General features: G+C 63.0%; 25 protein-coding genes and 2 tRNA genes. 12 read left to right on the top strand and 15 right to left on the bottom strand.

The window, feature by feature from the left end:
- Positions 1 to 194 precede the first annotated feature (194 nt).
- Positions 195 to 1,934: a YbaL family putative K(+) efflux transporter gene (gene ybaL, locus ACQ3C8_RS05365; RefSeq protein WP_428852728.1), complete on the top strand. Its 1,740-nt coding sequence runs from the start codon at positions 195 to 197 to the stop codon at positions 1,932 to 1,934.
- Here the strand turns inward: ybaL and ACQ3C8_RS05360 are convergent.
- The 5 genes from ACQ3C8_RS05360 to ACQ3C8_RS05340 all read right to left on the bottom strand — a co-directional run bounded on the left by ACQ3C8_RS05360 (position 1,906) and on the right by ACQ3C8_RS05340 (position 6,453).
- Entirely contained in the window at positions 1,906 to 3,195 is a 1,290-nt protein-coding gene (locus ACQ3C8_RS05360) for an acetate kinase (RefSeq protein WP_428852727.1), read from the bottom strand. The genes ybaL and ACQ3C8_RS05360 overlap by 29 nt on opposite strands.
- Positions 3,196 to 3,279: 84 nt before the next feature.
- Complete coding sequence (locus ACQ3C8_RS05355) at positions 3,280 to 3,816, bottom strand: hypothetical protein (RefSeq protein WP_428852726.1); 537 nt, start codon at positions 3,814 to 3,816, stop codon at positions 3,280 to 3,282.
- A gap of 5 nt (positions 3,817 to 3,821) precedes the next feature.
- Positions 3,822 to 4,511, bottom strand: coding sequence for a C39 family peptidase (locus ACQ3C8_RS05350; RefSeq protein WP_428852725.1), 690 nt, complete (start codon positions 4,509 to 4,511; stop codon positions 3,822 to 3,824).
- Entirely contained in the window at positions 4,508 to 4,954 is a 447-nt protein-coding gene (locus tag ACQ3C8_RS05345; protein WP_428853036.1) for a hypothetical protein, read from the bottom strand. The genes ACQ3C8_RS05350 and ACQ3C8_RS05345 overlap by 4 nt, the downstream gene beginning before the upstream one ends.
- 152 nt (positions 4,955 to 5,106) lie before the next feature.
- Positions 5,107 to 6,453: a hypothetical protein gene (locus ACQ3C8_RS05340; RefSeq protein ID WP_428852724.1), complete on the bottom strand. Its 1,347-nt coding sequence runs from the start codon at positions 6,451 to 6,453 to the stop codon at positions 5,107 to 5,109.
- Between the two features lie 389 nt (positions 6,454 to 6,842).
- Here ACQ3C8_RS05340 and ettA point away from each other — a divergent pair, with 389 nt between their 5' ends.
- Positions 6,843 to 8,507: an energy-dependent translational throttle protein EttA gene (ettA, locus tag ACQ3C8_RS05335; protein ID WP_428852723.1), complete on the top strand. Its 1,665-nt coding sequence runs from the start codon at positions 6,843 to 6,845 to the stop codon at positions 8,505 to 8,507.
- 92 nt (positions 8,508 to 8,599) lie between these two features.
- Here the strand turns inward: ettA and ACQ3C8_RS05330 are convergent, their stop codons facing one another.
- From ACQ3C8_RS05330 to ACQ3C8_RS05320, 3 genes are all read right to left on the bottom strand, one after another.
- Complete coding sequence (locus ACQ3C8_RS05330; RefSeq protein WP_428852722.1) at positions 8,600 to 9,046, bottom strand: PAS domain-containing protein; 447 nt, start codon at positions 9,044 to 9,046, stop codon at positions 8,600 to 8,602.
- Between the two features lie 168 nt (positions 9,047 to 9,214).
- Entirely contained in the window at positions 9,215 to 9,508 is a 294-nt protein-coding gene (locus tag ACQ3C8_RS05325; protein ID WP_428852721.1) for a hypothetical protein, read from the bottom strand.
- Positions 9,509 to 9,924: 416 nt separating this feature from the next.
- Positions 9,925 to 10,001, bottom strand: a tRNA-Arg gene (locus ACQ3C8_RS05320).
- A gap of 147 nt (positions 10,002 to 10,148) precedes the next feature.
- On the opposite strand from ACQ3C8_RS05320, the gene greB reads away from it, so the two are divergent.
- Positions 10,149 to 10,709, top strand: coding sequence for a transcription elongation factor GreB (gene greB / locus ACQ3C8_RS05315; protein WP_009521296.1), 561 nt, complete (start codon positions 10,149 to 10,151; stop codon positions 10,707 to 10,709).
- A gap of 14 nt (positions 10,710 to 10,723) precedes the next feature.
- Here the strand turns inward: greB and ACQ3C8_RS05310 are convergent, their stop codons facing one another.
- From ACQ3C8_RS05310 to ACQ3C8_RS05295, 4 genes are all read right to left on the bottom strand, one after another.
- Positions 10,724 to 13,270 carry a RelA/SpoT family protein gene (locus ACQ3C8_RS05310; RefSeq protein ID WP_428852720.1) on the bottom strand — a complete coding sequence of 849 codons (2,547 nt, stop codon included), beginning with the start codon at positions 13,268 to 13,270 and terminating at the stop codon, positions 10,724 to 10,726.
- A gap of 69 nt (positions 13,271 to 13,339) precedes the next feature.
- Entirely contained in the window at positions 13,340 to 13,549 is a 210-nt protein-coding gene (rpoZ, locus tag ACQ3C8_RS05305) for a DNA-directed RNA polymerase subunit omega (protein WP_009521298.1), read from the bottom strand.
- Positions 13,550 to 13,672: 123 nt separating this feature from the next.
- Complete coding sequence (gmk, locus tag ACQ3C8_RS05300; RefSeq protein WP_428852719.1) at positions 13,673 to 14,326, bottom strand: guanylate kinase; 654 nt, start codon at positions 14,324 to 14,326, stop codon at positions 13,673 to 13,675.
- Positions 14,327 to 14,331: 5 nt separating this feature from the next.
- Positions 14,332 to 15,267, bottom strand: coding sequence for a YicC/YloC family endoribonuclease (locus ACQ3C8_RS05295; protein WP_428852718.1), 936 nt, complete (start codon positions 15,265 to 15,267; stop codon positions 14,332 to 14,334).
- A gap of 203 nt (positions 15,268 to 15,470) precedes the next feature.
- Between ACQ3C8_RS05295 and ACQ3C8_RS05290 the strand changes: the two genes are divergently transcribed.
- The 6 genes from ACQ3C8_RS05290 (at position 15,471) to ACQ3C8_RS05265 (ending at position 20,396) form a co-directional block, all read left to right on the top strand.
- A complete protein-coding gene (locus ACQ3C8_RS05290; RefSeq protein ID WP_428852717.1) occupies positions 15,471 to 16,505 on the top strand; it encodes a serine/threonine protein kinase in 1,035 nt (344 codons plus the stop codon).
- Between the two features lie 54 nt (positions 16,506 to 16,559).
- Complete coding sequence (locus ACQ3C8_RS05285) at positions 16,560 to 17,471, top strand: PP2C family protein-serine/threonine phosphatase (protein WP_428852716.1); 912 nt, start codon at positions 16,560 to 16,562, stop codon at positions 17,469 to 17,471.
- A gap of 81 nt (positions 17,472 to 17,552) precedes the next feature.
- A complete protein-coding gene (rph, locus tag ACQ3C8_RS05280) occupies positions 17,553 to 18,269 on the top strand; it encodes a ribonuclease PH (protein ID WP_428852715.1) in 717 nt (238 codons plus the stop codon).
- A 40-nt stretch (positions 18,270 to 18,309) separates the two neighbouring features.
- Positions 18,310 to 18,939 (top strand): RdgB/HAM1 family non-canonical purine NTP pyrophosphatase, encoded by a 630-nt coding sequence (gene rdgB, locus ACQ3C8_RS05275; RefSeq protein ID WP_428852714.1) that lies wholly within the window; start codon positions 18,310 to 18,312, stop codon positions 18,937 to 18,939.
- Positions 18,936 to 20,159, top strand: coding sequence for a radical SAM family heme chaperone HemW (hemW, locus tag ACQ3C8_RS05270; protein ID WP_428852713.1), 1,224 nt, complete (start codon positions 18,936 to 18,938; stop codon positions 20,157 to 20,159). The genes rdgB and hemW overlap by 4 nt, the downstream gene beginning before the upstream one ends.
- A gap of 147 nt (positions 20,160 to 20,306) precedes the next feature.
- Positions 20,307 to 20,396, top strand: a tRNA-Ser gene (locus tag ACQ3C8_RS05265).
- 335 nt (positions 20,397 to 20,731) lie between these two features.
- On the opposite strand, the gene ACQ3C8_RS05260 is transcribed toward ACQ3C8_RS05265, so the two are convergent.
- A complete protein-coding gene (locus tag ACQ3C8_RS05260; protein WP_428852712.1) occupies positions 20,732 to 21,487 on the bottom strand; it encodes a hypothetical protein in 756 nt (251 codons plus the stop codon).
- A gap of 6 nt (positions 21,488 to 21,493) precedes the next feature.
- Positions 21,494 to 21,988 (bottom strand): hypothetical protein, encoded by a 495-nt coding sequence (locus ACQ3C8_RS05255; RefSeq protein ID WP_428852711.1) that lies wholly within the window; start codon positions 21,986 to 21,988, stop codon positions 21,494 to 21,496.
- Positions 21,989 to 22,074: 86 nt separating this feature from the next.
- On the opposite strand from ACQ3C8_RS05255, the gene ACQ3C8_RS05250 reads away from it, so the two are divergent.
- Complete coding sequence (locus ACQ3C8_RS05250) at positions 22,075 to 23,217, top strand: helix-turn-helix transcriptional regulator (RefSeq protein ID WP_428852710.1); 1,143 nt, start codon at positions 22,075 to 22,077, stop codon at positions 23,215 to 23,217.
- A gap of 133 nt (positions 23,218 to 23,350) precedes the next feature.
- Here ACQ3C8_RS05250 and ACQ3C8_RS05245 read toward each other — a convergent pair whose 3' ends face one another.
- Positions 23,351 to 23,683, bottom strand: coding sequence for a DMT family transporter (locus tag ACQ3C8_RS05245; protein ID WP_009521309.1), 333 nt, complete (start codon positions 23,681 to 23,683; stop codon positions 23,351 to 23,353).
- A gap of 312 nt (positions 23,684 to 23,995) precedes the next feature.
- Between ACQ3C8_RS05245 and ACQ3C8_RS05240 the strand changes: the two genes are divergently transcribed.
- Entirely contained in the window at positions 23,996 to 25,696 is a 1,701-nt protein-coding gene (locus ACQ3C8_RS05240) for an acetolactate synthase catalytic subunit (protein ID WP_428853035.1), read from the top strand.
- Entirely contained in the window at positions 25,693 to 26,445 is a 753-nt protein-coding gene (locus tag ACQ3C8_RS05235; protein ID WP_009521311.1) for an SDR family NAD(P)-dependent oxidoreductase, read from the top strand. The genes ACQ3C8_RS05240 and ACQ3C8_RS05235 overlap by 4 nt, the downstream gene beginning before the upstream one ends.

The raw sequence follows: 26,445 nt of genomic DNA, 5'->3' as shown, positions 1-26,445 counted from the left end.
AGGCGGCGCTCGCCGCTACGCTTGCAGCGACATGCCCATGCAGCGCCGCCATGGCGTGTCGCATCATGACGTGCCGCTGAATCGCCACTTTTTTGTCGGCGGCTTCGAATTCCATCCGTTACAATAAATTTCTCCCTGTCGAAAGCGGCATGCCGCCTTCGTCTCCGCATGACCGCCCTCGGATTCCATATATAGTGCCTCACGACATATCGCTGATCACGACCATCGCGGCTGGCCTCGGCCTTGCGCTCATTCTGGGTTTCATCTGTTCGAAGCTTCGAATACCTGCGCTTGTCGGCTACCTGCTGGCCGGAATCGCGATCGGGCCGGGAACCCCAGGGTTCGTCGCCGACCTCGAACTCGCTGGGCAGTTGGCCGAGATTGGCGTGATGCTGCTGATGTTCGGCGTGGGCCTGCATTTTTCCCTGAACGACTTGCTGGCCGTCCGCCGCATTGCCTTGCCTGGAGCCATCGTGCAGATTGGCGCAGCAACGCTGATGGGCATGGGCGTGGCATGGACCTGGGGCTGGAGCATCGGCGAAGGCATCGTGTTCGGCCTGTGCCTGTCGACCGCAAGTACCGTGGTGCTGCTGCGCGCGCTCGAAAGCCGCGGCATCCTCGAATCGATGAATGGCCGCATCGCGGTCGGCTGGCTGATCGTCGAAGATCTCGCCATGGTCCTGGCGCTTGTGCTGCTGCCGGCAATGGCGATTCCGCTTGGCGGCGGCGTGCCGGGCGAAGCGGCACAGCCGGACACCGCGCTGTGGCAGACCATCCTGTGGACGCTGGCCAAGGTCACTGCCTTCGTGGCCTTGATGCTGGTCGTCGGACGCCGCGTGTTCCCGTGGCTGCTATGGCAAGTCGCCCGCACCGGCTCGCGCGAGCTGTTCAGCCTGTGCGTGATTTCCGCCGCCATCGGCATCGCCTATGGCGCCACCGAACTGTTCGGCGTGTCGTTCGCGCTCGGCGCCTTCTTCGCCGGCATGATCCTGCGCGAGTCTGCCCTCAGCCATCGCGCCGCGGAAGAATCGCTGCCGCTGCGCGATGCCTTCTCGGTGCTGTTCTTCGTCTCGGTCGGCATGCTGTTCGAACCGCGCATCCTGATCGAGGAACCGCTGCACGTGCTAGCCGTGATCGCCGTGATCGTGCTTGGCAAGACCGTTGCCGCGTTCCTGCTGGTGCTGGCCTTCCGCTATCCGCTCAACACCGCGCTGACGGTATCCGCAAGCCTCGCGCAGATCGGCGAATTCGCCTTCATCCTCGCCGGTCTCGGCGTCGCCCTGAAGCTGCTGCCGGTGGAGGGCCAAAGCCTGATCCTGGCCGGCGCGCTCATTTCGATTGCGCTCAACTCCTTCGTCTTCCAGGCTATCGAACCGCTGCTGCGCTGGATCCGCGCCCGCTCCGGGCTGGCGCGCCGGCTCGAGCAGCGCGACGATCCGCTGGCCGAGCTGCCGATGTCTACCGACCAGAAAAGCCTGCGCAACCAGGTGGTGCTGGTAGGCTATGGCCGCGTCGGACGTCGCATCGGCGCCGCGCTGACGACCAACGGTATTCCCTACGTGGTGGCAGAACAGAACCGGGAAATCGTCGAGGCCCTGCGTGCTCGCGGCATCCCGGCGGTATCCGGCAATGCCGCCGAACCCGCAGTGCTCATTCAGGCACACATCGTGCACGCCCGCATGCTGGTGATCGCTACGCCCGACACCTTCCATGTGCGTCAGATGATCGAGATCGCACGGACGCTGAACCCGGGCATCGAAACCGTGGTACGTACCCACAGCGAGGAAGAAGCCACGCTGCTGGCACGCGAGCATGCCGGCCGTATCTTCCTCGGCGAGGAAGAACTGGCTGCCGGCATGACGGACCATGTGCTCGAACGCATGTCCGACGGTATGGCCACGCACGTTAAAACGTCATCGGCAAGCGTAGCGTAACGGTCAGGTCCGGTGTGTCGCGCGTCAGGCCCGCCCCAATTGCCAGGTTGAGCGTGCGCTTGTCGCTCAGGCGGTACGAGTAGCCAACCAGCAGCGTACCCAATACCGTCCGGACCGAGCCAGGCACCGTCTGGCCATTCTGCTTGGTCTTGCCGACGATGCTCTGGTCATAGCCGATGCTGAACGAAGCCTTGTCGTTGAGTGCTAGCCCCATGCCGAAGTTGAAACCGATAATGCCGCCCGGCGCGACCGAGCCGATGAACTCCTTCTCGCCATTGACCACTGTCCGGCTGACACCACTGCGCTTGAAGTTGTAGAGGTAACTGACACTGCCGAAGAACACTACCGGATCGGAAGGATAGAGCCAGGTCAAACCAGGCTGGATCGCGTAGAAGCCCGATCCCGTCGGCATCGACAATGGCAGGCCCGTACCGGTCGTATTGCCGACACAGCGTGTCACGCAGTCGGTCTCGACCTCGAAAGGATCCTTGCCCGTACGCGACTTGAAGCGCAGCCAGCCGACGTAGTATGCCTTGTCGACCCCGCCGTCATTGATCTGGTAGCGGACCGTGACTTCTGCGTCGCCCAGCGCGTGGCCGCGCGCATCGAAGGTCCGTTCGCCGGCCGTGCCGATGAATGGCTCACGGCTGACCGTGGAACTCGAGGTATAGACGTAGGGAATGCGCGCCTCGATCTCCAGCCGGTTGGTCAGGCCATAGCGAAACGTCGCCGCGCCAACCAGGGACGTGATCTTGACCTCGCGCACATCGATCAGCCCGATCAGCAAGGCCGGGATGATGGTGTACCCTACCAGCGCGACCCGGTTATTGGATGAGTAGCCGAACTGCAAGGACGGCTCGAAGACGAACGTACGGGCCGGCGTCAGTACGCCCGGCTGGTCGAAGATGGGCGCGATCTCCGGCGGCCTGCCATCGTGCTCCGGCGCGCGGCCAACCGGCCCGCCATCGGGTGGCGTAGCGTTCTGCGCCAGCATGGGTGCGCCCCAGCCACCAGCATCCGCGCTGCGCCCCGGGGCCATGCCGCCACGCATGTGCGACAGCGTATCGTCACGCAGCATGCGACGGAAGGCATTCAGGCTCTCCTGTTGCGCGTCGAGCGTACGCCGCAGCGCTTCCATCTCGGCGCTCTGCTCTGCCATCCTCTGCTTGAGCTGCTCGAGCTCGATCAGCGGATCCCGCACCTCCTGCGCATAGGCAGTTGGGACACACAGCCCAGCAGCCGCAAGGGCCGCAACCGACATCTTTCTCGTTGTTGTGTTCACGATGCGTTCTCCCGATCGAGCGGATATGGATGGCAAGTGCCGCTCCGCGGCATTGCGGATGGGTCAGCGACCTCCTGTGACGTTGGCCAGCGCCTGGCTCAACGCTGTCTGTGCATGCATGTTCTTGAATCCCTCGAGCGTGTTGACGATGGCATCAATGCGCAACAGGCTGCTGATCTGCTGGTTGTTCAAAGTATTCTGGATCACCGTGCCAACCGTGAGCGGGTTCTCCAATGCCGGCTGGAAAGTGTTGGCCGGGCCGTTCTGGACGAGATTCATGGTGGTGTTGACGTTCGCCAGGGCGCGCGCCTGTTCCTGCGTGATGCGGCCCAGGTCGGGAATGCTGATGTTCACCGATGCCACCAGCTCGCCATTGACGTAGATCGCGCGCTCGATGCCGAACGCAACATGCAGTCCCTGCGGTGTCACGAAACCGCCGCGCATGGTATCGAGCCGTTCGATGCTGACCTTGTGCCAGCCCTGCGCCACATTGATCGGATGGCCGGCATCCATGGCACCGGCGTGCAGCGGAACAAGCCATCCGGCCAGCATGCATATGCCGCCCAGCCATGTCCGTGAAGAAGATTTGAATTGCATCATGCACCTCAGAAATCACCGGGGCCCAGGCGCGGAATCGTGATGTTCCACAATCCGTCGCGATGAACCGCGGCTTCGAGAGGCGCCCGGGGCGCCACGCTCCAGTCCACGGGCTGGTTGAAACGCGCCAGCTCCTGGCGGTTGTGCACCACGAACAGCACCTCGTTGTCCCACATCGCTTCGAACGCCGTGCGCGAGACCGCACGCGTCCCGAAGGCCGGATCGCCGATCAGCACGCGCTCGCCGCGCATGCCCTTGATGACGACGAAATGGTGATAGCCCTTTTCCTTGATCAATACGATGGCAGGCAGCCGCGCCTCGGCCAGCTTGTCGAGCGTGAGCTCGAAGCCGTCCGCGGCGAAACCGCGTGTCTCGAGAAAACGTTTGATATCCAGCAGCGAAAAACCCTCGCGACGGATCTTTTCCTGATCACCCGCGGCATACATGGCGGTGAAGGCTGTCTGTTCGCTGATCGGCTGGCCGTACTGGTACGTCAGCAAGGTGGCGATAGCCGCCGAGCCGCAACTGAAATCGAACTGCTGGCGAACTGTGCCTTTGAAACGCGCCTCCTTCATGCTCGTTACCCTGACGGAGGCAGGTCCGCCACGCATGCCGGGAATGTCCAGCGATGCGGCATACGTGGCAGGCCACCCGCCTGCCAGTGCGGACAGCACAAGTAATGCAGGCCAGGCTTTCATGGCGCCTGGAACTGCACATTGACAATCGTGGCGCTCTGGATCAGGACATTGGCCCCGGTGTTCTGCACCACTGTAGGAATGCCGTTCATATGCGCGAACGCGCCACCACGGATCATGTTGCTGCCGGTGGTGACATCGATGGCCGTGTTGTCGGCGACTACGCCGCGCAAACGTATGTCATTCACCACGATGCCGGTACCGCCACGGTACCCATCCAGCGCACGCGCATCGACAGGTCGTCCGATACCCGGCACGACAGCTGCGACAGCAACGGACGGCGCCGGCGCGTCGCCCGAGGTCCCCGCATGTACGGCATAAGGCGGCACCTGTACCGTTTCCTGGACCACCAGGGTTTCCACAACAGGCTCTTCAGGGCCGGGGGCAGCCCACGCTGCGACCGCCAGCGCCAGCGCCGCTGGCGCAACCAGCGCACTACGGATCATCGCTCGCACGATCACACTCCTCTCCCCGTACGGTTGTACGAGGTTCAGCCGCCGCACCGTCGTTCACACTGCAATTCGTACCGTAGCTCGTACGATATGGCGGACGATTGGGAGCGCCGGCCACACCATCTGGCCGGCGCCGCCGGTCAGCGTTACCGTCCGACGTTCAGATTGGCCTGAACGTTGACGCTCTGCTGCACCAGCGAAGCGAAGCCGCTGTTCTGGTTGGCGATCATCACGCCTGCTGCGGACTGACCGACACTGGCCATGGCATTGGACATATTGAAGGTGCCCGCATCCACCACCTGTGCACCGCCATTGCCGCCGGCGCCGCCGACTGCACCGTTGCCGGTGCCGCCATTGCCAACTCCACCGGTACCACCGGCGCCGCCCGTCGCACCCACCGCGCCGTTGCCGGCCGTAGCGCTACCGTTCGAGGCCTGGGTCGATGCGCCACCATTGGTCGCGCTGCCGCCGTTGCCGGCGTTGCCTGCCACGTTGGCCGCCGAGCCACCCGCTCCACCACCGCCGGTTCCACCGCCAGCCGTGACTGACGACGAACCGGTCGTACCGCCACCGCCGCTGCCAGATCCTGCGCCGCCACTGCCCGTCGCGCTACCGGCAGTACCTGCTCCGCCAATCCCCGCGACCGCGCCGCCGGTTGAAGTTGCTGTCGAACCACGTCCGGTCTCCGCTGACGACTCACCGCCAGCACCTGCACCCGAGCCGCCGCCAGCTAGGCTGCCAGCAAGCCCGTCACCGCCACTGCCTTTACCGTAGCCGCCGCCGGCCAAGCTTCCGGCCGCGCCCTGCCCGCCGGTACCCTTACCGTAACCACCAGCTCCGCCGGACGCATCGCGCGCTGTGCCGCCACGTCCACCGTTGCCAGCAGTCGCGCTGCCATTACTGGCATTGCCGGCCGATGCGCTACCGTTGATTGCCGAGCCACCGTCTCCACCGCCGCCGCCCGCACCGCCATTGCCGGCATTCCCGCCAGTGCCATTGCCACCGTAGCCAGCCCCGCCTTTGCCGCCTGTCGCGCCATTCGCGTTTCCGAGGTTGGTCGCGACATTGCCGATGCCATGCAGGCGAATGTTCGTGACCGTGCCCTCGAGCTTGCTGATGGCGATGGCCTTGCTGGTATTGAAGGCATTGCTGAACGATGCCGTAGCGATACCGCCATTGTTCGCCGCCGCCGTGCCATAGCCTTCGGCACGCGCACGACCCTGGTTGTCGCGGTTGCTGCCGGCGCTCTTATCATTGTTCTGGTCAGAATTGTTGCTGCTGTCATTCGCCTGGATGGCCAATGCATTGTCACTGGCCGCCGCACCCGAGCCATTTTGGGTGGTCGTGGTGGAATCGGTCCGGCTCTTCACCTTCGTAATGGTCTGCGACGCGTCACCCGCACCGCGCTCATCCACGCTCGGCCCATCTGCCCATGCCTGGCTTCCTATGCCAAACGCAAGCGCAATCGCCGATGCCAATAAAGTTTTTTTCATGGCAACTCCCGTAATCGGATTCAGGGGGGATGGCTTGACACATGAGGCAACGCCAAGCCAGACCGCTACCCTGCAATATGAGTGCCACCGGCTGCCGAGCGTGTTGTTGCCGTATCGTGTACAACGGCATGGCATGCTGGCGGATTCGGCGCTGCCCAAGCGTCTCACTGCTGTTACGCCCGTGCGCGATCCGAAGCGCACGTTCCCCGGTACCCTTCCGTCAGCGCGTGATACGTGCGCAGACGACACGCTTCAGGCCGCCAGCACACGTCTTGTCAAAACTGTATCGCGGCTGAAACCATGGCAAGTGACGTACGGGCATCGCCCCGGATCGCGCAGTAGGGTAAGCTTGCACCTTTGTTCATCCATTCAGATTCAGGCACTCGCAAATGGCTCAGTACATCATGTCAATGCTGCGCGTGAACAAGACTGTTCCGCCCAAGCGCCAGATCATCAAGGACATCTCGCTGTCATTCTTCCCCGGCGCCAAGATCGGCCTGCTCGGCCTGAACGGCTCTGGTAAGTCGACCGTGCTGCGCATCATGGCCAATGTCGACAAAGAATATGACGGCGAGGTGCAGCACCAGCCGGGCGTGTCCATCGGGTACCTGCCGCAGGAGCCAGAACTCGACGCGGACAAGACTGTGCGCGAGGAAGTGGAATCGGCACTCGGCGAGGTTATGCAGGCCAAGCAGAAGCTGGAGGAAATCTATGCGGCCTACTCCGACCCGGATGCCGACTTCGATAAACTCGCAGAAGAACAGGCCAAGTATGAGAACATCATCGCCACCAGCGGCGCGGACCTCGACACCCAGCTCGAAATCGCTGCCGACGCGCTGCGCTTGCCGCCATGGGACGCCAAGATCGGCCCGCTGTCCGGCGGTGAAAAGCGGCGCGTGGCGCTCGCCAAGCTGCTGCTCTCCAAACCGGACATGCTGCTGCTCGACGAACCGACCAACCACCTCGATGCTGAATCGGTGGAATGGCTCGAACAGTTCCTCGTGCGCTTTCCCGGTACCGTGGTGGCTGTCACCCACGATCGCTACTTCCTCGACAACGCGGCCGAGTGGATTCTCGAACTCGACCGTGGCCATGGCATTCCGTGGAAGGGCAACTACTCGTCCTGGCTGGAACAGAAGGAAGCGCGTCTGAAGCAGGAAGAAGCCTCGGAGTCGGCACGCCAGAAAGCCCTCAACAAGGAGCTCGAGTGGGTACGGCAGAATCCCAAGGCGCGCCAGGCTAAATCAAAGGCCCGTATCGCCCGCTTTGAAGAACTCAACTCCGTCGAGTATCAAAAACGTAACGAGACGCAGGAAATCTTCATTCCGCCGGGTGAACGGCTGGGTGACCGCGTCATCGAGTTCAACAATGTCAGCAAGGGCTTCGGCGACCGACTGCTGATCGACGACCTCAGCTTCAGCATTCCGCCGGGCGCCATCGTCGGCGTGATCGGCCCCAACGGCGCCGGCAAGTCGACGCTGTTCCGCATGATCATGGGCAAGGAACAGCCGGACAGCGGCACCATCGATATCGGCCCGACCGTCCATCTGGCAGCCGTGGACCAGAGCCGCGAAGGGCTCGATCCGTCGAAGACGGTGTTCGACACCATCGCTCAAGGTTCCGACACGCTGACCGTGGGCCGCTTCGAGATGCCGAGCCGTGCGTATATCGGCCGTTTCAACTTCAAGGGCGGCGATCAGCAGAAGGCGGTCGGTACCTTGTCCGGCGGCGAACGCGGCCGTTTGCACCTGGCCAAGACCCTGATTGCCGGCGCCAATGTCCTGCTGCTCGACGAGCCCAGCAACGACCTCGACGTGGAAACCCTGCGCGCACTGGAAGATGCCTTGCTCGAGTTCGCCGGTTGCGTGATCGTCACCTCCCACGACCGCTGGTTCCTCGACCGTATCGCGACGCACATCCTCGCGGCCGAAGGCGACTCGCAATGGACCTTCTTCAACGGTAACTACCAGGAGTACGAGGCCGACAAGAAGAAACGCCTCGGTGAAGAAGCCGCGAAACCCAAGCGGATCCGCTACAAGCCGATCAGCCGCTGACCGCGGTACGGCTCATGAAAAAACCCGGCAAGTCGCCGGGTTTTTTCATATTCGCTCCACACACCGGGGTACACGCCGGAAAACACGGGATATCAGGCTTTTGGCGCTTCCAGTTCGCGCAAGCGCATACGCATGGCACGCTCCGCCTCGTAACGCGCCGTGCAGTCGCGTGCGATCGCCAGTACACCGACCACCTGGTCCGACGCATCACGCAGCAGGTTGAAACTCATGTCGATATACAGCTTGCGTCCGTCCTTGTGCATCGAACGGGTGGTCATGACCTCGCCTGAATATTTCATCTGACCAGAGACCACCGCGCGGTCGAAGCCGATCCAGTGCGCCTTGCGCAAGGTTTCGGGAATGATGACATCCAGGCTGCCGCCCAGCATCTCGCTCTGGCGATGACCGAACAGGCGCTCTGCTCCGGCATTCCAGACGCGAATGACGCCGCCACGATCGGTCGCGATGATGGCATCCGATGTCTGCGCTACGATCATCGTCGCCCAATCGACCCCGGAACATACGTCGGTCTCCTGCATGGTGGCTTCCCCCGTCTTTGCTGCCTGCATACAGACTATACCCCACGCGCCACGCAGCGCCCGGCCACGAACATCGCAAGCCTGCGCATCCGCACTGCCGCCACGCTCAGCACGAATTCAGCACGCCACAGAAAAACATGAAAACAACAGGGACAGCATGGAGAATGGTCAGGACGCCGAAGAGCCTGGCATTACGTGAGCGGGAGGCGTTGCGTCTGAGTCGACAGGCTCGCGCCAGCGATAGGGAATGACCTCGCGTTGTGCACCAGAGATACGCGCACCAGCAGGGTCGATCAGGGCCAGTACGGCCTGCTCGAACAACTCGGCCGACAGACTGCCATCTGCCATCAACTCCCGTACTGCGTCCTTGGCCCGCGCCATGCGAATCGGATCGCGCTGCTTGCGCGCGGCATGCAACGTAGCGAGTCGATCATGAAGGAGAGCGCGGTTGATGGCGTCCAAGAAAGACAATCTCAGTGGAGATGGACCTGCATGCAATATAGCCGAGACGGAGAACCAGAGCAACATTCATAACAGGAAGCGCCCTGCTCCGATCTTGCTCCAACCTCTTTGATCTTGCCCCGTCCTATCACTGGCAACGTCTGCAGTCCGCTCGAAGGCACACCTTCGAAGCCTCGCGCACATACGGTGCCGTCGAACCTTTGAGATCGAAGAAGATTTCTTGCCGCCTGACATCAACGGGCGCGCTATCGCTTTACATTCAATTGGGACATTCAGATTTTTCTGGACAAGCGGCGAAGCGCGCAAGACGTTGCGTAGAAGAAGCGAGCCGGACAGCGCTGTATCCAGCCGAAGTTCTTTGATGGGGAATGGGCAAAAGAAAAAGGGCTTCCATTGCTGGAAGCCCTTCTTGTAGGTGGCGCGGCTGGCAGGATTCGAACCCACGACCCCTTGGTTCGTAGCCAAGTACTCTATCCAACTGAGCTACAGCCGCACTCGAGAAGCAAGATTATATCGGAATTTTTGCGTTTGGGAAGCCCTTTTTTAAAAAAAGAGCAGATGACCTCTGTCGCCCTGCCAATCCGGCGGTCCTCCTATAATAGGCGCATCCTGATTTTTCCTGGCGCAACCGCAGCACCGCATGAGCAAAGCATTTACCAAAGAATCCGAAACCAGTGACGACGACGATCTGGGTGAGGACATCAGTCCGCTCCCCCCGGGGACCAAGAATTACATTACACCGGCAGGCCATCAGCGCCTGAAGGATGAGTTGCTGCACCTGATCGACGAAGAGCGACCGGAAGTGGTAAAGATCGTGTCGTGGGCAGCGTCGAACGGCGACCGTTCGGAAAACGGCGACTATCTCTATGGCAAGAAACGCCTTCGGGAAATTGATCGCCGTATCCGCTTTCTGACCAAACGCCTGGAAAAGGCGGAGGTCGTGGATGCCAGCCTGCAGGGCGACAACGACCAGATCTTCTTCGGCGCGACCGTCACGTATATCACGCCCGCAAACGAGGAGTGCACTGTGACCATCGTCGGCACGGACGAAGTGGACCTGGAGCGCGGACACGTCAGCTGGATCTCGCCGATTGCTCGGGCGCTGATCAAGGCACGCGAGGGAGATACGGTGACGCTGCACACGCCTGCCGGGCCCGAGGAGATCGACATCATCGCGGTAACCTACCCGCGCCGCACGTGAAGCCTGGGCAATGATCAGTGGTCGTTGCGGTCCCGCGCAATCCGGATCACGTCGGGATTACGACGCAGCGCGCGCATGACATTGGCGAGGTGCACACGGTCGCGCACCTGGATGATGAACTGCATGAACGATGCTTCCTGCCCCATTTCAGGTTCCATCGAGACGTGCGCCACATTGGCATCGGCGGCCGTCAGATCGGCGGTCACGCGGGCCAGGATGCCCTTGACGTTGTGCACCATGACTTTGATCGACACATCGAATACGCGCGAGATGCGCGGCGCCCACATGACATCGATCCAGTGATCCGGATCCTTGCTGTGCAGGCGCTTGGCCACCTTGCAATCCTGCACGTGGATCTGCAAGCCTTCACCCTTGCCAAGATAGCCAACGATGTCGTCACCGGGAATCGGCCGGCAGCAAGGCGACAGAACCATCGACATGCCCTCGTCGCCGGTCACCGCCACCGCTGGCGAGTCCTCACCGGCCATACCCGGCGCAGTCAGCGCAGCCGTGCTCGCCTCGTCTCCAAGCTCATGCAGCACGATCTCGATCCGGCGTGCCATCACGGCGGCCACGCGGCGGCCCAGCGCGAGATCGGCAAAGATATCCTCGCGGGTCTTGTTGCCGGTCCACTGGATCATGTTGTCCCACACTGCCTGCGGCAGGGCCTGCAGATCGATGCCGAGCAGGCGCGTGGCCTGTTCGAGCAGACGCTCGCCCAGCTGGATGGCCTCATGCAGCTGCGTGGTCTTGAGGTAATGACGGATGGCGGCGCGCGCCTTGCCGGTACGCACGAACGACAGCCACGCTGGATTCGGTTTCGAATATGGCGCGGTCGTGACCTCGATGATGTCGCCGTTCTTCAGTTCGGTACGCAGCGGCAGCAGTTCGTTATTGATCTTGACGGCCACGCACTGGTTGCCGATGTCGCTGTGCACGGCATAGGCAAAATCGAGTGCCGTCGCGCCGCGCGGCAGGTTGCGGATCTCACCCTTGGGCGTGAACACATAGACCGCATCCGGGAACAGGTCGATCTTGACGTGCTCGAGGAATTCCTGCGAGTCGCCGGTCTGGCTCTGGATATCCAGCAGCGATTGCAGCCACTGGTGCGCATGCTTCTGGACATCCGTAAATTCTTCATTCTGTTGCTTGTACATCCAGTGCGCCGCCACGCCGGCCTCGGCGATCTGGTGCATCTCGCGCGTGCGGATCTGGAACTCGACCGGCGTGCCGAACGGCCCCACCAGCGTGGTATGCAGCGATTGATAACCATTCACCTTGGGAATGGCGATGTAATCCTTGAACTTGCCGGGCATCGGCTTGTACAGAGAATGCAGTGCGCCAATGGCCATGTAGCACTGCATCTGCGTATCGACGACGACGCGGAAGCCATACACGTCGAGCACTTGCGAGAACGACAGCTGCTTCTCGTGCATCTTGTTGTAGATGCTGAAGACGGTTTTTTCGCGGCCGCTCATTTCGGCGGGAATGCCGGCATCGCGCAGTGCACGCTGCGCGGATTCCAGAATCCGGCTGACCACTTCGCGGCGATTGCCGCGCGCCGCGCGGATCGCCTTGTCGAGCGTGGCATACCGAAATGGTGAACCAACCTTGAAGCTGAGTTCCTGCAGCTCGCGATAGGTGGAGTTCAGTCCGAGCCGGTGTGCGATGGGCGCGTAGATCTCCATCGTTTCCAGCGCGATGCGGCGACGCTTTTCCGACGGCACATGGTCGAGCGTGCGCATGTTGTGCGTGCGGTCGGCCAGCTTCACGAGGATCACGCGCACATCGCGCGCCATGGCCAGCAGCATCTTGCGGAAGCTTTCGGCCTGCGCCTGTTCGCGGCTCTGGAATTCGAGCTTGTCCAGCTTGGTCAGGCCATCGACCAGTTCAGCAACCTTGGGGCCGAATTTTTCTGCGAGCTCGGTCTTGGTCACCCCCTGGTCTTCCATCACGTCGTGCAGCAGGGCTGCCATGATCGACTGGGCGTCAAGCATCCAGTCGGCGCACAACTCGGCGACAGCGACCGGATGGGTGATGTAGGGTTCGCCGCTCTGGCGGTACTGCCCGAGGTGCGCTTCGTCGGAAAAATGGAAGGCCTCTCGGACCAGCTTGATATCGGCGGGCTTGAGGTATTTGAGCTTCTCCGCGAGCGCGGAGATGGAGACGACCTGCTGGCGTGGCGGCGCGGCAGGTTGCGAGGTGGGCCCGAACAGATGCCGGTAGGATTGCTCCAGTACGGCATCGATGAACAGGTTATCGGACTTTGTGCCTGCATCCGCCGCAACGCTGGCTGGCACGACCACCGGTTCATCCCGGCGTGGCGAGGTGCGGTGTTCCTTGAGGGGAAGCGCCACCGCGCGCTCGCCGACGATCTCCGTGCCGAGCGGGTCAGGCAGGTTCGGCGCGCCGGTGCGTGGCACTGCAGTCGCCGTTGAAGTGGCACCCGTGCCACGCGACGCGACGGCCCGCTCCACCGGAAGCGTCGTGGCCGTATCGGCCTCGGCGTGCCGGCTGGGACGCTTGGCTTCAGGCGTGGAAGGTGGCAGGCTGGACGACATCGCGACTCCGCTCCTCAGCGCGGCACACTATGCACACAGTCGCAGCAACACCATCTGCCCGCTTGCCAATCAGTTCAGAGGAACTTTTTTGAGCATTTCCACGCCGGTCAGGCCCGAGGCCACTTCACGCAGGGCGATAACGGTCGCCTTGTCGCGGTTTGCTTCCAGCTTGGGCGAGTGGCCGCCCTCGATCTGACGCGCACGGTACGTTGCCACGAGCGACAGTACAAAGCGGTTCGGGATCTGTTTCAGGCAGTCTTCGACTGTAATACGCGCCATAAATGATTTACCTCGGAAGAATTCCTAAACACAATATGTGCATTCTAGCAGCACCGCCGGGGAGGCTGCCGGAAAGGCTATTTCCGACTCGCCGCCATGCCGTGCTGCATCGCTCTCTTGAGCTTAATGAATACCCAGTTCGCTGAACAGTTGCGTGTGCCGTGCACGCTGCGAATCGACGCGTAGCCGCGTCGCCTCTACCACGCCGCGCAACTGCTGCAAGGCGGTGTCGAAGACCTCATTGATAATGACGTAGTCCGCTTCCGGCGCATGTGCCATCTCGCTGCCTGCCGCCAGCAAGCGTCGCGTGATGACGTTGTCGGCATCCTGCCCGCGTTTCTTGAGCCGCTCCTCGAGCGCCGTCAGCGATGGCGGCAGAATGAATATCTCCACTGCATTGGCAAACTGCTTGTGCACCTGCTGCGCGCCCTGCCAGTCGATCTCCAGCAGGACATCGGTGCCGGCCGCCATCTGCTGCTCGATCCACACGCGCGAGGTCGCATAGTAGTTGCCATGCACCTCGGCCCATTCAAGAAACTCGCCGCGATCGCGCGCAGCCATGAACTCGTCGACCGAAACGAAATGGTATTGAACCCCGTCGGTTTCGCCCGGCCGCGGGGCGCGCGTGGTGTACGAGACCGACAGGCGGATGTGCGCGTCCTGGGCCAGCAGCGCATTGACCAGCGACGACTTGCCCGCGCCCGATGGGGCCACGACCATGAAAAGGTTGCCGGGATAGTGCATCTCGACGGCGGACGAATGAATACCCTGCGACATTGTGCTTACTCCAGATTCTGTACCTGTTCGCGGACCTGCTCGATCAGCAGCTTGAGCTCCATCGAGGCGTCGGCGAGTTCCTTGGCTGCGGCCTTCGAACCGAGCGTGTTGGCCTCGCGGTTCAGCTCCTGCGTCATAAAGTCGAGCCGCTTGCCCAATTGCCCACCCTTCTGCAGCAGATGACGTGTCTCCTGCAGATGCGCCTCGAGACGCGACAGTTCTTCGGCGATGTCGATGCGGATGCCGTAGACCGTCGCCTCCTGGCGGATGCGCTCAGCGACCTCCTCGCGGCTCATGGCGGGAATGCCTTCGGGAGCCGCCAGGCCGAAAGCGTCGCGCAGGCGTTCGGTCAGCTTGTCCTGGTGCTGCTGAATCAGCTGGGGCACCAGCGGCGCCAGCCGCGTCACGATCGCCAGCATGCCGTCCACGCGATCCAGCAGTACCTGCCGAAGCGCGGCCCCCTCACGTGCCCGGGTTTCGCGCAATTGCTGCAGCGCGGCCTCGGCGGCCGCCATGACAGCATCGCGCAGCGCGTCCTGCGTCAGTTCCGGCTCGGCCACGACGCCGGGCCAGCGCAGGATTTCACCCATGCGCAGTCCGCCGGCCTGGGGAAAGCGCGCCTGTACCTGCTGCTCCAGCGCCTGCAGTTGCGCCAGCGGTCCGTCATTCAGCGTCACCGCGGCACTGCCGACATCCACGCGCTGCAGGTTGATGCGGCACTCCAGCTTGCCGCGCGACAGCACCTTGGCAAGCAGTTCGCGAATCGCCGGCTCAAACGGCCGGCATTCGTCGGGCACGCGGAACAGCATGTCGAGAAAACGGGAATTCACCGTACGGAATTCCACCGTTACCGTGGCGGTCCTGCCGCTGGGCGCACCATCGGGCCCGGTCAGGATAGCCTGGCGCGATGCCGCGCCATAGCCTGTCATGCTGTAGATCATGGAAACGTTCCTAAACGATGCTTGCAAAAAGAGGACAGATGGCTTCGGCAGGGCTCGCGGCGGTGCAGCATGGGCTCGATCGGCCTATGCTGCAACCGCCCGCATCGGGCGGTTGGTGCGGCCATCCAACAGTAGGGCCCGGGCGGCTTTACAAGCGCTGCAATACCTCCGACAATCGCCGGGCCAACACGTCGATGAGCCCCATGTCTGAATCCAAAGCCGGCCAGCCGCAAAAAAGCGCGCCCCTACCTGTTGGCACGCTGCTGTCCAATTACCGCATTGTAAAGAAGTTGGCGAGCGGCGGTTTCAGTTTCGTCTACCTGGCGGTGGATGAACAGGGCGAGCCGGTCGCCATCAAGGAATACCTGCCCTCCTCGCTGGCGCGTCGCGCGCCTGGCGAGTTGATTCCGCTGGTGCCGGAAGAAAGCGCCTCCGCCTTCCGCATGGGCCTCAAGTATTTTTTCGAGGAAGGCCGCTCGCTCGCGAACATCGTGCACCCGAGCATCGTGCGCGTGCTCAACTTCTTCCGCGAGAATGGCACGGTGTACATGGTCATGGCCTACGAGGAAGGCAAGACGCTGCAGGAACACATCCTGCACGCCCGGCAGCAAGGCAAGTCGAAGATGCTGCGCGAACATGTGATCCGCAAGGTATTTCATGCGCTGATGAACGGGCTGCGCGAAGTCCATATCCACAAGCTGCTGCACCTCGACATCAAACCCGGCAACATCTATCTGCGCGAGGACAACTCGCCGATCCTGCTCGATTTTGGCGCGGCGCGACAGATCCTGATGGCCGAAGGTTCTCGCTTCCAGCCCATGTACACCCCGGGTTTCGCTGCCCCGGAACTGTATACGCGCGGTGGCGCCCTGGGTCCCTGGACCGATATCTACAGCATCGGGGCAACACTCTACGCGTGCATGGCCGGCTCGCCCCCGCAGGAAGCAAACCAGCGCCACCGCGAAGACCGTGCCCCGGCGCAACTCAACCGCCTGCGCGCCTACTACACGGAAGGACTGGTCGACCTCGTCGGCTGGTGCCTGAGCCTGCAGGCCGAGGCGCGTCCGCAAAGCGTCTATCATCTGCAGAAGGTGTTGCGCGAACAGTCCAACGCGCTGATCGACGCCACCACCCGCGCGCCGGCCACGCAGGCCCTGACGGATGATGCGCCGCTGGCTACGCGGATTCTGAGTATCTTCAAGGGAGGCGAAGAGCGCAAGCGCGACCGCTCGGCGTAACGGCACCCGCCGCCCCGCCAGCTGTCATGCCTCGCGTATCGCCAGAACCGAGCCATGCGATTTTCGGTCTATCAGGAAAGCAGAAAAGGCGGCCGCCGCATCAATCAGGACCGCATGGGGTACTGCTTTACCCGCGATGCCCTGCTGATGGTGCTGGCAGATGGCCTTGGCGGCCATGCGCTCGGCGAGGTTGCGGCTCAGCACGCCCTGCAGATCATCGCCCGGCAGTTCCAGGTGCAGGCACGTCCGACCGTGCGCCGCCCGGCCGATTTCCTGCAGGACAGCATCCTGCAGGCCCATCATGAAATCCACCGCTACGCGCGCATGAACAATCTGCGCGACGTGCCGCGCACCACCATCGTCTGCTGCCTGATGCAGAACGACAGCGTACAGTGGGCGCATGCAGGCGACTCGCGCCTGTACTTCGTGCGCCAGGGCCAGTTGCTCACCCGCACCCGCGACCACTCGAAGATCGAGAACCTCCTGCAGCAACGCCGCATCAGTGCCGAAGATGCCGCCCTGCATCCCGAGCGCAACAAGCTGTACAACTGCCTGGGCTCGCCCAACCTGCCGCTGGTGGACATTGGCGAACCGCAGAGCCTGTGTGCGGGGGATGTCGTGCTGCTGTGCTCGGACGGCCTGTGGGGCAGCGTGCCGGAAATCGAACTGGTCCGGCAGCTGAGCACGCTGTCGGTGGTCCAGGCCATTCCCAACCTGATTACCCAGGCGCTGCACAATGCTGGCGAATCGGCCGACAACACCACGGCCATCGGCATGATGTGGGAAAACGATCCCCACGCCACGCGGCACGACACGGTGCTGACCGAATCGATGCCGCTCAATGCCTTCACGACCTCGATCATGAGCCAGGAAGACGGCGCCGACGAGCTCTCGGAAGAAGATATCGAGCGCTCCATTGCCGAGATCCGGGCGGCCATCGACAAGAGCAGCAACTTCACGCGCTAGCCGGCCCCAAGCGGTCTGCCGCATTGCCGCGACGGTCGCGGTAGAATCCCGCCTTTCCCTGCCATCCATTCGAGGACACCCATGCGCCCCAGCGGACGTGCCGCCGACCAGCTTCGCCCAGTTACCCTGACCCGCCACTACACCCGGCATGCCGAGGGATCGGTCCTGGTGGCCTTTGGCGATACCAAGGTGCTCTGCACCGCCAGCGTGCTGGACAAGGTGCCGCCGCACAAGCGCGGCAGCGGCGAAGGCTGGGTCACAGCCGAGTACGGCATGCTGCCGCGCTCCACCAATACGCGCTCCGACCGTGAAGCCGCACGCGGCAAGCAATCGGGCCGCACCCAGGAAATCCAGCGCCTGATCGGCCGCTCGCTGCGCTCGGTGTTCGACCTGTCGGCGCTCGGCGAATACACGCTGCAGCTCGATTGCGATGTGCTGCAGGCCGATGGCGGCACGCGTACCGCCAGCATCACCGGCGCCTTCGTGGCCGCCTATGATGCCGTCTCGACCATGCTCGAGAAAGGCCAGATCGCCACCAGCCCGGTACGCGACTTTGTCGCGGCGGTATCCGTCGGCATCGCTAATGGCGTACCTGTGCTCGATCTCGATTACATTGAAGACTCGGCCTGCGATACCGACATGAACGTCGTCATGACCGGCCAGGGCGGTTTTGTCGAACTGCAGGGCACGGCTGAAGGCATACCGTTCTCGCGCGAGGAGATGAACGCCATGATGCAGCTCGCCGAGCACGGCATCGCGCAGCTCGTCCAGGCCCAGCGCCAGGCGCTTGGCCTGTAACGCATCCGCATCCCGTATCCGTATCACGCCACACAACGCCATGTCAGACATCGTCCTCGCCTCCAACAACGCCGGCAAGCTCGCCGAATTCTCGGCGCTGCTGTCCGCGCTGGAGATGAACGTGATCCCGCAGGGCCAGCTCGGCATTCCCGAAGCAGAAGAACCGCATCCCACCTTTGTGGAAAACGCCCTGGCCAAGGCGCGCCACGCCAGCCGCCTGAGCGGGCTGCCAGCGCTGGCCGACGATTCCGGCATCTGTGTCGATGCGCTCGGCGGTGCACCGGGGGTGTACTCGGCGCGCTTTGCGCAAATGGCCGGCGGCGAGAAATCAGATACAGCCAACAACCGGCATCTGCTGCAACAGCTCACCGCCCATGCCGACCGGCGTGCGCACTATTACTGCGTGCTCGTCTATCTGCGCCACGCCGACGACCCCCAGCCGCTGATTGCCGAAGGCTTCTGGCATGGCGAGGTGAGCGATGCCCCGCGCGGCGCAGGCGGTTTTGGCTACGATCCGTACTTCCTGCTGCCCGACCTCGGCAAGACCGCCGCCGAACTGGACAAGGCGGAAAAGAACCGCCTGAGCCACCGCGCCCAGGCCATGCAGCATCTGCTGGCACGCCTGCGTGCACGCGAGGCATATGAAGCAAGCGGGGCCGGACGGTCATGATCCCCATCGTGCCGGCCGGCGCTACCAGCGGCGTACGTGCCGCCTTCAGCGAACCCGGGCAACTCAACCTGCCGGCCCTGCCGCCGCTGTCGCTGTACGTCCATTTTCCGTGGTGCGTACGCAAGTGTCCCTACTGCGATTTCAACTCGCACGAGCAGCCGGGCGGCGACATTCCCGAACAGCGCTATCTCGACGCCTTGCGCGCCGATCTCGAACAGGCGCTGCCCATGGTCTGGGGGCGACCCGTGCATACCGTATTCATCGGCGGCGGCACCCCGAGCCTGCTCTCGGCAGCGGGCATGGATCGCCTGCTCTCCGACATACGCGCCTTGCTGCCGCTCGAAGCCGACGCGGAAATCACCATGGAAGCCAACCCCGGCACCTTCGAGGCGGAGCGCTTCCGCGAGTACCGCACCAGTGGCATCAACCGCCTGTCGATCGGCGTGCAGAGTTTCAACAGCCAGCACCTTGCCGCACTGGGCCGCATCCACGGCGGCGATGAAGCCCGACGTGCCATCGACATCGCCCAACGCCATTTCGACAACATCAACCTTGACCTGATGTACGCGCTGCCAGGCCAGAGCCTCGCCGAATGCCAAGCCGATGTGGAAACCGCACTCGGCTTTGGCACCACGCATCTGTCGCTGTACCACCTGACCCTCGAGCCCAACACCTACTTCGCCAAGTTTCCGCCCGCATTGCCAGACGACGACAGCGCCGCCGACATGCAGGACTGGATTGCCGAACGCACGCGCGCAGCCGGCTTCGAGCATTACGAAGTCTCCGCCTACGCCCGCCCCGGTCGTCGCAGCAAGCACAACCTCAACTACTGGCGCTTTGGCGACTACCTCGGCATTGGCGCCGGCGCGCACGGCAAGCTCTCCTTCCCGCATCGCGTACTGCGTGAGGCGCGCTACAAGCGCCCGCAGACGTACATGGCGCAATGCGAAGCCGGACAACCCGTGCAGGAAAGCCGCGAACCCGGCCCCGACACACTGCCGTTCGAATTCATGCTGAACGCGTTGCGTCTCACGGAAGGGTTTCCGGCCACGCTCTTCTACGACCACACCGGATTGCCGCCACACACCATTGAAGCGCAGCTCGATGCGGCCGAGCGCAAAGGCTTGCTGGAACGCGACCACCTGACGATCCGCCCCACGCCGCTGGGACAGCGCTTTCTCAATGATCTGCAGGAGATCTTCCTTGGCGCCGATGCCTGAACCGGGGGATTGCCAGCGGTAGCCAGCGGGCAGTGCTCAGGCTATAATCAGCGCCCACGCTCCCCCTGGCGGATCAGGCCTGAGGGGAATACACAAGAGGTGTGGCGGAGATCGATTCCGCAACTCATACACTTCTGACCCAATCAAGGAAACGTGGCCGAGCGGTTTAAGGCAGTGCTCTTGAAAAGCACCGAGGGTTGATCCCCTCCGTGAGTTCGAATCTCACCGTTTCCGCCAGACAAAGATGCGGCCCCGAGAGTGGGGCCGCTTCGTTCAAGCAGTAGCGCCTACTTGGTCAGCTGCACCACCTCGCTCACGCACCGGCACACCTTCTCGGTCATCTCCTGTGCAGTGTGACCGGCAGCTCGCTCGCGTGCTCGACGATAAGTTCGCTCGTAGTCTTCGAACGGATATCCCGGAACTGGAAGGCGCCGATGCGCGAAGCCAGGTCGTTGTCATCTGCGGCGACAAGCGCCTTGGCTGCCGCGGCCCGCACTGGGCGGGTCGCGGATAACCACCAGCCGGCGCACGAGCCAACACCTACGGCATACCACGCAAAGCCCCTGCTTGCTTCATATCGCGAGTGTCGGGCCCAAGGCCTTGCCAACCTCGGCCAGCACACCGCGCGCCGTGATTTCATCCAAGCCGGCCGCCAGAACATGGGCCTTGCCGCCACTCTCGACTTCGATACGGTAGGCAACCTTGGCCACCTGCCGTCGATGTGCCAGTCCTATCACCGTACCCGTCGGCACACCGCGATTGGCGTCGTAGGTGATTTCCACATCGCCAGCGAACTTGTTCTTGATGCGCAGGTGATGAATGTCCTCCTTGCGCAGCATCTGACCGCCGATGTCGATGCCCGCCTGGCTGACCAGGAAGCTGCGGGGGTTGGCCGTACCACGTCCTCTTGGATCGCGTAGCAAGATGAGCGCAGCTATGGCAGTAAAGAGCAGACCCAGCATCCACAAGCCAGGCGTCCCCGGCGCCAAGACCATCCCGCCGACCAGCAAAACAGGCAGGACCGCGGGAAGCCAAGCGGCAGGGGCTGCCGCCGGAGTCACTTCAATCCTGGTGGAAACGCCGTCTTCGTGCTTGACGTATCGTGCCAACCTCCTTGAGGCGGCGTGGAAAGTCTTGTATGCAAAGGCCAATAACACGGCGGCCATCGCGTATTTGACGAGGGAGTATTGGAGGAACGCAGTGCGATCACGGTAGAGGTGTATGGTCGCAGTCAGCAACCAGAGACCGATGGCACCGGAAAGCGCCGCGACGACGTGGTCGGCGATCCTGGAGTAATGAAAGTTGACTGGCGTGCTCTGATCGCTCATCGCTCTTTACCGGCTTCCTGTCGGGCACAAGCGGAAACGCGCGGTCTGGGCGACGCTCGTTAGCGGACCGTCGAGCGCTACAGGACGCTCCTTGCCGGGGTTCTCCCGCTCGGCAGTCAGCGCGCCGCGCTTTTCGCCTGCGTTGAACGTCAGGATGACAGGGGTGTTGTCATCACCCCACCGGTTCTTGCCGCCATGCTTGACTAGCGCCCATACCTGGATGCCGTTGTAGCGCGCACCGCCTACGAAGGTGTAGCTGACCATGGTCGGCAGCGGGCCGCGCCTCCCCGCCGCCGTGTCAAGATGAATCCCGGCCTTGTTCACGATGATGCGCGGCTGCTTGGCGCAGTCGCCACCCGGGGCATAGGTGCCATACACGTCAGGCGGGAGTTCCAGGTTGGCAGCCAGCGCGCTCGAGCAAAGCCCCCATCCGGATATCGCTGCGGCGAGGTACAACAGCCTGAGAGAGGTCTCGCGCCCTGAATGATGGAGGCTCATCATTGCATCTCCGAATAGAATGTTCCTACCTCATCAAGCTATCACATCACCCATTGAAATTCGTCTCCCAAATAGGGTAGAAATCGGTCATGGAGTCCTCGTCCGCCCATGAAGCAGCCGCCCTGTCGGGCCTGATCGCGCATCTCTATGACGCGGCGATGGACGCTGCCTTGTGGCCTGGCACCGCATCCCGGATTGCCCAAGCCCTGGGTTCGACCAGTACCGTGGTCAAGCTGCACGCGGACGGCGGCCAAGTCAGCTTGCTGGAATGTACCGCCAATCTATTGGTGCCCGAGCGCGATCAGGCCTGGGCCGACGACTGGCACCGCCGTGACCTGTGGGTGGAGCGCTCCCTGGCCTATGGCATGTCCCGCATCATTACTGACGAGGACTTGGTGACCCCCGAGGAGCAAGCGCGCAGCGGCTTCTACCAGGAATGGTTGCCGCATCTGGACATCCACCACATGCTTGGCGCGGTATTCCCCACCGCGCAGAACGCAGTGGGGGTACTGGGCATCCACCGCCCACGTGACGCCGGTGCATATACCGACCAGGAGCGCCGGCACGCAGCGCTGATCTTGCCGCACTTGCAGCGTGCGCTGCGACTCGGGCAACGCTTTGCTGAACTCTCCTACCAGCATGAGGTAGCCCTACAGGCACTGGACCGGTTCGATACTGGTGCCATGATCGTGGATGGTGCCTGTCGTATTCTCCATGCAAGCGCCATGGCTGAGACCCTGATGCGTGAGTGCCCGGAATTGGTTGTGGTGCGTGGGTGCCTGTCACTTCATTCGCCCATGCTGAAAGACAAGTTGTCGGCCTTGGTACACGCCGCGTTGGAGACTGCACACGGCCGAGCGGCCAAGCCCGGTTCGGCGCTTCTCATACCAAGGTCGCGGCGGATACCCTTGGTGTTGGAGGTCGCACCCTTGAGGCCGGCCTCAAGCGTCTTCGGCGAAGCGCGACCCGCCGTGCTGGTCTTCATCCGCGATCCCGAAGCGCCGCTTGAGGTGGCACGGCTGCGCGACCTGTTCGGGCTGACACGCACGGAAGCCGCCGTCGCAGTCGCCCTGGGGAGGGGACAGTCACTGGATGACATCGCGACGGACATGGGCATCGGCATTGGGACAGCACGTACGCACCTCAAGCGCATCCTGGCCAAAACAGGCATGCATCGGCAGGCGCAATTGGTGGCACTGTTGGTCCGAAGCATAACCACACCGGCTAGCTGACCGCTTGATTACACGGTTGCTTACCGGCGTTCGCGCCGATAAGCCAGACTGCGACTCACTGACCGGAGATCGTCGGCCTGCGCGCACTGGGTCGAAGCGCCCCGCCGCCATGCCTGTCGCTCCGCCGCCGCACTCAGTGCGCCACGGTCTTCGAAAAGACATTCATGACCACCACGCCGGCAATGATCAAGCCCATGCCCAGGATGGCCGGCAGATCCAGCTTCTGTCCGAACAGCACCAGGCTGGCGATCGAAATCAGCACGATCCCGAGCCCTGACCAGATGGCATAGGCCACGCCGACCGGCAGTGTCTTGAGCGTCAGCGACAGGAACAGGAAGGCGCATCCATAGCCCGCTACCACCACCAGCGACGGCCCCAGCTTCGAGAAGCTCTCGCTCGACTTGAGCGCCGAGGTCGCAATGACTTCCGCCACGATGGCAACCCCGAGGTAAGCCCAGTGATTCATGTGTGTTCCTTATGTCATGGATGGTGGACTGCATTGTCGGGGAAGTCATGGCGGCCGAACAGTCTTGCGCGATGCCACGGCCTGTGCGCAAACCGGAATGGGAGATGGCAGGCACACCCTCAAGTCTGCGGGTAAACACTTATATTTGTGATTTGATGTTTGATACATCATACATCGAACATCAATTTACCCCCGCTCACGCACACAGAGGACACCATGAGCCGTACCCAGCTTTCGCCCGCTGCACTTGCCGCAGATTCGCAGCCCTCTCGTTCCGACCGGCCCAGCCCGCTCCGTGCGCCCGGCTTCAAGATGGCCGGCCAGCATACGGTGGCGCACGCCGTTACTCGCGCCCTGCTGAGGCACGGTGTCACGCACGTCTTTGGCCAGGGCATCCCCAACCTGCTGATGCTGACCTGCGAAGAGCTTGGCATTACGCAGGTTGGCTACCGTACGGAGAATGCCGGCGGGTACATGGGCGACGGCTTCTCGCGCATCTCTGGCAAGGCCTGTGTGCTGGCGGCGCAGAACGGCCCTGCCGCCACCCTGCTGGTGGCGGCGATGGGTGAAGCCATGAAGGCCTCCACGCCGATGGTGGCGCTGGTGCAGGACGTGAACCGCGAGTTCACCGACAAGAATGCCTTCCAGGAATACGACCACCTCGCGCTGTACGCAGGCTGCACGAAATGGGCCCGCGTGGTGCACATGGCATCGCGTATCGAGGAGTACATCGACATGGCCTTCACCATCGCCACGTCGGGCCGGCCCGGCCCGGTGGCGCTGATGCTGCCTGCCGATCTGCTGCTGGAGCCGGGACATGAACTGAAGCGGACCGAGAACCTTGGCTATTTCCCGCTCGACCGCGTGATGCCGCCGCGCCAGCGTGTGCAGGAAGCCGCGCGCCGCATTGCATCGGCCAAGCGCCCCCTGGTCATCGCCGGAGGGGGCGTGCATCTGTCCGGCGCAGCCGAGGTGCTGGCACGCTTGCAGGAAGAAGCGCACGTGCCAGTCGCCACCACCATGATGGGCAAGGGCTCGGTTTCTGATCATCACCCGCTGACCATCGGCGTGGTCGGCTCGGCCATGGGCGTGAACAGTCCGACACGTTATCTGCGCGAGCAGATCACCGGCGCCGACCTGGTGGTGCTGGTCGGCAACCGTACCAACCAGAACGGCACGGATTCGTACACGCTGTATCCGCGCGATGCCGAGTACATCCATATCGATATCGACAGCCACGAGATCGGCCGCAATTACGAAGCCTACCGGCTGCAGGGCGATGCGCGCGAAACGCTCGAAGCGCTCGTCGAGGCACTGCATGAACAGGATCTCGCCCCGCGCAGGAACCACCGCGCACAGGTCGAGCGGGAGATCGCGGAAGGCAAGGCAAAGTACCGGGCGGAAGCCGCCAGCGTGTTGAGCTCGACGGCCTCGCCGATCCGCCCGGAGCGGCTCATGACCGAGCTGGACGCGGTGCTCGACCCACACGACATCGTGGTGGCTGACGCCAGTTATTCGTCGTTCTGGACCGTCAACTATCTGACGTCGCAGCGTGCTGGCCAGCGTTTCCTGACGCCGCGCGGCATGGCGGGTCTTGGCTGGGGATTGCCGATGGCCATGGGCGCCAGCATCGCGGCGCCCGACAGCACGGTGTACTGCCTGAGCGGCGACGGCGGCTTCGGCCATGTGTGGTCGGAACTGGAAACCGCGCGCCGCATGAACATCAAGGTGGTGCTGATGGTGCTCAACAACAGCATCCTCGGCTTTTCCAAGCACAACGACAACGCGCGCTTCGGCATGCACAACACGGCAGTCAACTTCACGGCGGTCGATCATTGCTCGGTAGCGCGCGGCGCCGGCTGCGAGGCAATCCTCGTTTCCGACCCGTCGCAGATCGCCGATGCCCTGCGCCAGGCCAAGGCCAACGCCGTGACCACGCTGATCGAGATCCGCTGCGATCCGAATGCCTTCCCGCCGTTCACCCACTACGCCGACATGGATCTGCACGTATGAAGCCACACACTGCCCTCATCACCGGCGCCGCCAGCGGCATCGGTCTCGCACTCGCACAACGCATGGCCCAGGCAGGCCACCCCCTGTACCTCACCGATCGCAGCGAAGAGATCTTCAAGGTGGCCGATGCATTATCGGCCCACGGTACCCAGGTCTGGGCGGGCACCGCAGATCTGGCCATCGAAGCCGATCTCAAGCGCGTGGCACGCGATGCGCTCGACAAGCTGCAAGGTTGTGCCATCCTGGTGAATTGCGCCGGCATGACGCTGAAAGTGAATGGCGGCCCGATTCCGCTCGAGGATCTCGACATCGATGCATGGGAGCGGCTGCACCGCGTCAACCTCGTTGCCCCGATGGTGATGTGCCGCGAAATCGTGCCGCAGATGGCCAAGGCCGGCTACGGCCGGGTCGTCAACGTGGCATCGCGAGCCGGACGCATGCATGTGCCGCCGGCCGGGCTCGAATACCATGCGTCCAAGGCGGGGCTGATCGGCGCCAGCCGCGCGCTGGCCGGCATCTACGCCAAGCACGGCGTGACCGTCAATTGCGTTGCGCCGGGGCGCGTCGATACGCCGATGTGTGCAGCCACCAATGCCGACCTGCTGGCGCAGGCCAAGGCCGCCATTCCGGCTGGCCGGTTTGCCTCGGCGGACGAGATTGCAGCATCCATCGAGTTTCTGGTATCACCCGGCGCGTCGTACATCACGGGCAGCTGCCTGGATGTCACGGGCGGCGTCTACATGAACTGA

This window comes from Imbroritus primus, from assembly GCF_964332355.1.
Lineage (GTDB): Bacteria > Pseudomonadota > Gammaproteobacteria > Burkholderiales > Burkholderiaceae > Imbroritus > Imbroritus primus.
This window is presented reverse-complemented; position numbering and strand designations above follow the sequence as displayed.

What these genes read in the sequence shown, in the direction of transcription:
- ACQ3C8_RS05240 (WP_428853035.1), top strand. Translation starts at nt 23,996, where the DNA reads ATGGCCGGCCAGCATACGGTGGCGCACGCCGTTACTCGCGCCCTGCTG.
- ACQ3C8_RS05235 (WP_009521311.1), top strand. Translation starts at nt 25,693, where the DNA reads ATGAAGCCACACACTGCCCTCATCACCGGCGCCGCCAGCGGCATCGGT.
- ACQ3C8_RS05285 (WP_428852716.1), top strand. Translation starts at nt 16,560, where the DNA reads ATGCGATTTTCGGTCTATCAGGAAAGCAGAAAAGGCGGCCGCCGCATC.
- ACQ3C8_RS05350 (WP_428852725.1), bottom strand. Translation starts at nt 4,511, where the DNA reads ATGAAAGCCTGGCCTGCATTACTTGTGCTGTCCGCACTGGCAGGCGGG.
- ACQ3C8_RS05245 (WP_009521309.1), bottom strand. Translation starts at nt 23,683, where the DNA reads ATGAATCACTGGGCTTACCTCGGGGTTGCCATCGTGGCGGAAGTCATT.
- rdgB (WP_428852714.1), top strand. Translation starts at nt 18,310, where the DNA reads ATGTCAGACATCGTCCTCGCCTCCAACAACGCCGGCAAGCTCGCCGAA.
- ACQ3C8_RS05255 (WP_428852711.1), bottom strand. Translation starts at nt 21,988, where the DNA reads ATGATGAGCCTCCATCATTCAGGGCGCGAGACCTCTCTCAGGCTGTTG.
- ACQ3C8_RS05250 (WP_428852710.1), top strand. Translation starts at nt 22,075, where the DNA reads ATGGAGTCCTCGTCCGCCCATGAAGCAGCCGCCCTGTCGGGCCTGATC.
- ACQ3C8_RS05345 (WP_428853036.1), bottom strand. Translation starts at nt 4,954, where the DNA reads ATGATCCGTAGTGCGCTGGTTGCGCCAGCGGCGCTGGCGCTGGCGGTC.
- ACQ3C8_RS05290 (WP_428852717.1), top strand. Translation starts at nt 15,471, where the DNA reads ATGTCTGAATCCAAAGCCGGCCAGCCGCAAAAAAGCGCGCCCCTACCT.
- ACQ3C8_RS05330 (WP_428852722.1), bottom strand. Translation starts at nt 9,046, where the DNA reads ATGCAGGAGACCGACGTATGTTCCGGGGTCGATTGGGCGACGATGATC.
- ettA (WP_428852723.1), top strand. Translation starts at nt 6,843, where the DNA reads ATGGCTCAGTACATCATGTCAATGCTGCGCGTGAACAAGACTGTTCCG.
- gmk (WP_428852719.1), bottom strand. Translation starts at nt 14,326, where the DNA reads ATGTCGCAGGGTATTCATTCGTCCGCCGTCGAGATGCACTATCCCGGC.
- greB (WP_009521296.1), top strand. Translation starts at nt 10,149, where the DNA reads ATGAGCAAAGCATTTACCAAAGAATCCGAAACCAGTGACGACGACGAT.
- rph (WP_428852715.1), top strand. Translation starts at nt 17,553, where the DNA reads ATGCGCCCCAGCGGACGTGCCGCCGACCAGCTTCGCCCAGTTACCCTG.
- ACQ3C8_RS05260 (WP_428852712.1), bottom strand. Translation starts at nt 21,487, where the DNA reads ATGAGCGATCAGAGCACGCCAGTCAACTTTCATTACTCCAGGATCGCC.
- ACQ3C8_RS05340 (WP_428852724.1), bottom strand. Translation starts at nt 6,453, where the DNA reads ATGAAAAAAACTTTATTGGCATCGGCGATTGCGCTTGCGTTTGGCATA.
- ACQ3C8_RS05310 (WP_428852720.1), bottom strand. Translation starts at nt 13,270, where the DNA reads ATGTCGTCCAGCCTGCCACCTTCCACGCCTGAAGCCAAGCGTCCCAGC.
- ACQ3C8_RS05355 (WP_428852726.1), bottom strand. Translation starts at nt 3,816, where the DNA reads ATGATGCAATTCAAATCTTCTTCACGGACATGGCTGGGCGGCATATGC.
- ACQ3C8_RS05295 (WP_428852718.1), bottom strand. Translation starts at nt 15,267, where the DNA reads ATGATCTACAGCATGACAGGCTATGGCGCGGCATCGCGCCAGGCTATC.
- rpoZ (WP_009521298.1), bottom strand. Translation starts at nt 13,549, where the DNA reads ATGGCGCGTATTACAGTCGAAGACTGCCTGAAACAGATCCCGAACCGC.
- ACQ3C8_RS05360 (WP_428852727.1), bottom strand. Translation starts at nt 3,195, where the DNA reads ATGTCGGTTGCGGCCCTTGCGGCTGCTGGGCTGTGTGTCCCAACTGCC.
- hemW (WP_428852713.1), top strand. Translation starts at nt 18,936, where the DNA reads ATGATCCCCATCGTGCCGGCCGGCGCTACCAGCGGCGTACGTGCCGCC.